General features: G+C 69.9%; 3 protein-coding genes. 1 reads left to right on the forward strand and 2 read right to left on the reverse strand.

Translation table 11 applies throughout. From position 1 onward, the window contains the following. Positions 1-238 (reverse strand): 2-oxoglutarate dehydrogenase E1 subunit family protein (locus AC1DVT_RS19430; protein WP_477390947.1); only part of this gene is annotated, 238 nt, incomplete at its 3' end. Between the two features lie 177 nt (positions 239-415). Between AC1DVT_RS19430 and guaB1 the strand changes: the two genes are divergently transcribed. After that, the gene (gene guaB1, locus AC1DVT_RS19435; RefSeq protein ID WP_477390949.1) at positions 416-1,870 is read left to right on the forward strand and encodes a GMP reductase; all 1,455 of its coding nucleotides are present in this window, start codon (positions 416-418) and stop codon (positions 1,868-1,870) included. 213 nt (positions 1,871-2,083) lie between these two features. On the opposite strand, the gene AC1DVT_RS19440 is transcribed toward guaB1, so the two are convergent. Beyond that, on the reverse strand, positions 2,084-2,593 hold a 510-nt coding region (locus AC1DVT_RS19440), incomplete at its 5' end, for a hypothetical protein (RefSeq protein ID WP_477390951.1).

The raw sequence follows: 2,593 nt of genomic DNA on the forward strand, positions 1-2,593 counted from the left end.
CCGCTGGGGCGGCCGGGGCTGCCTGCGGCGCGGCCGCCTGCGGCGCGGCGTCGGGCTGTGGTGCCGCCGGGGCGGTCGCCTCGTCCACGGGATGATAGGCCTCGAGGATGGGCCACCACGACTTGTCGACGGAGTTCCGGTCGAGCTTGAACTGCTCGTACATCTCGTCTACGAGCCACTCGTTGGCGCCGAACTCGCCCTCGCTCGAAACCCCGACGCCTGTCACCTGGCTGGACACGGTCGATCGCCTGCTTTCATCGGTGAAGATTGGTGAACATGCGGGGCGGGATTCCGCCCACACGCACGACTGTTAAGCCTAACCCAGTCTGCCGGGGGCAATCTTGGCCGCGTAAGGGCTTGACCGGAACGATCCGGCATCATTATTCGCACAGGTAAGAATCACTAACCTTGACATGTGGAGTTCTATGGAGAGCGGCCCGATGTCGATCTGACCTATTCCGATGTCTTCCTGGTGCCGCGACGATCGGCCGTCACGAGCCGCCTCGAGGTCGACCTCGCACCGGGCGACGGCACGCCCGCGACCATCCCGCTGATCTCGGCGAACATGAACTCGGTCACCGGCACGAGGCTCGCCGCGACCCTCGCCCGTCGCGGCGGACTGGGTGTGCTGCCGCAGGACATGCCGCTGCAGGAGCTCGACGCCGCGATCCGCTGGGTCAAGGCCCAGCCGGTGCTGTGGGACACGCCCCTCGTCCTTCCCCCTGATGCCACGGTCGCCGACGCGGCGCGCCTGCTGCCGGCCACCGAGGGCCACGGCATCGTCGTCGCCACCGCCGGCGCGACGCTGCACATCGACGACATCCTGGGGGTGGTGCCGGCGCTGCGGCTCGGAACCGCCCTGCCCGATGCCCGCCTGGGCGATCTCGCACGCGGGCACGCGGCATCCATCGACGCAGACGATGTCGAGAGCGCCCGGCACGCGTTCGATCTGATCGTCGCCTCGAACGCCGAGACGGTGTGCGTGCTGCACCACGGCCTCCTCGTCGGCACCCTGTCGCGCCGCAGCGCCCTGCGCTCGAACCTGTACCGCCCGGCGGTCGACGCCGGCGGACGACTCAGCGTCGCCGCCGCGGTCGGCATCAACGGCGACGTGGCCGCCAAAGCGCGTGCGCTCGCCGCCGCCGGGGTCGACGTCCTCGTCCTCGACACCGCGCACGGCCACCAGGAGGGCATGCTCGAAGCCCTCCGCACGGTGTCGAAGCTGGATCTCGGCATCCCGATCGCCGCAGGCAACATCGTCACCGCCGAAGGCGTGCACGATCTGGTCCAGGCGGGCGCGAACATCCTGAAGGTCGGTGTGGGTCCCGGTGCGATGTGCACGACCCGCATGATGACGGCCGTCGGGCGGCCGCAGTTCTCCGCGGTCCTCGAGACCGCCGAAGCCGCGCGGATCATGGGCGCCCACGTCTGGGCGGACGGTGGCGTGCGCTACCCCCGCGACGTCGCGCTCGCGCTCGCGGCCGGCGCGTCTTCGGTCATGATCGGCTCGTGGTTCGCCGGCACGATCGAGGCGCCCGGCGAGCTGCAGCTCGACGCGAGCGGTCGCGCCTACAAGGAATCGTGGGGCATGGCCTCGACCAAGGCCGTGCACGAGCGCTTCGGCCGCCTGGACCCTTACGACCTCGCCCGCAAGGAGCTGTTCGCCGAGGGGATCTCGTCGTCGAAGATCTACCTCGATCCGCTCCGGCCGGGCCTCGAGGACCTCATCGACATGATCACCTCGGGGGTGCGCTCCTCGTTCACCTACGCCGGCTCGTCCACGGTCGCCGACTTCCATGAGCACGCGCGGGTGGGCCTGCAGTCCGCCGCCGGCTACGAAGAGGGTAAGGCGCTCCCCGTCAGCTGGTAGCCGGGGAGCTGGTCCCGGCCGGGTCGCGGCATCCGTCGCGTGATCGTTCGCGCGGTCGAAACCGCCATCCGCGGTCGCTTCGGCCGTGACGCGATTCTTCGCGCGGTCGAAACCGCCATCCGCGGTTGATGCGTTCGGGCGCGTGTGGCGGTTTCGACCGCGCGAGCATCGGCGGCTCGTGGTCTTGGTTGTCGGGTGCTTCGGATGCCGCTGTCAGGGCCGCGGCTTGGAACTGGGAAGCCCGTCGGCGGTCAGGACGTCGTACACCCGGCGTGGATGGTCGAAGTCCGTCGCCTCGAGGCGGGAGAACCCGCGCACCTCGCGCCGGATCTCGTTCTCGCGGTTCTTCTCGTCGACGACGATCTCGCCGGGGTCGCGATCCGGGGCGAAATCGGGGCTGAGGTACTTGCCGCGGCCGTCGATCTCGAGCCAGTGGTCGTGCTCGGGGAAGTAGCGGTCGCCGAACACGACTCGGCCGCTGCGAAGCTCACGACGCTCCTGCGGGTGAGACGCAGGGAAGCCGAGCTGATGGATCACGACGCGCCCCTGCGTCTCTCGGACGTTTGCGGCAAGCGTCTCGGCGCTTTCGATCACGCGCCGGGCGCGGACGTCTCCGCGGCGGGGTGGGCTCGCCTCGATGAGGGCGATGATCTCCTCACGCGTCGTCAGCGCTCCGCCCTCTCGTCCGACCCACAGTGCCTGATCGACGGCGCTCGCAGCCCG

The organism is Microbacterium sp. P2_F9 (genome assembly GCF_056403635.1).